Here is a 411-nt window from a genome sequence, read left to right as displayed (position 1 = left end):
CGTGGGGCCATAGCTCAGCTGGGAGAGCGCCTGCATGGCATGCAGGAGGTCGGCGGTTCGATCCCGCCTGGCTCCACCACTCCAATCCTTAGGCCGATTGGAAGGTAGTGAATACAATTCAGTTTTTCGTGCGTCCCCATCGTCTAGAGGCCTAGGACATCACCCTTTCACGGTGGCGACCGGGGTTCGAATCCCCGTGGGGACGCCAGTTACAAAGCAGAAAGCCCCGACTCTTGTCGGGGCTTTTTGTTTGTCCGCATGGCGTCGCAGAAATCGTTCGCAACCCCTTGGCGAATGCTCTTCACACGCGTAGAATTCGCGCTCCAGCATCGTGGGGCCATAGCTCAGCTGGGAGAGCGCCTGCATGGCATGCAGGAGGTCGGCGGTTCGATCCCGCCTGGCTCCACCACT

3 tRNA genes are annotated in these 411 nt (G+C 60.1%); all 3 read left to right on the top strand.

From position 1 onward, the window contains the following. Window positions 1–3 precede the first annotated feature (3 nt). A tRNA-Ala gene (locus FSZ13_RS18185) sits at window positions 4–79 on the top strand. 53 nt (window positions 80–132) lie between these two features. After that, window positions 133–208 (top strand) — tRNA-Glu (locus FSZ13_RS18180). Window positions 209–333: 125 nt separating this feature from the next. Continuing rightward, window positions 334–409, top strand: a tRNA-Ala gene (locus tag FSZ13_RS18175). The last annotated feature ends 2 nt before the right edge of the window (window positions 410–411 follow it).

The sequence above is a fragment of the Stenotrophomonas rhizophila genome (assembly GCF_007667275.1).
Lineage (GTDB): Bacteria > Pseudomonadota > Gammaproteobacteria > Xanthomonadales > Xanthomonadaceae > Stenotrophomonas > Stenotrophomonas maltophilia_AE.
The sequence above is the reverse complement of the archived record's forward strand: the minus strand, read 5'-3'. Positions and strand labels throughout refer to the sequence as shown.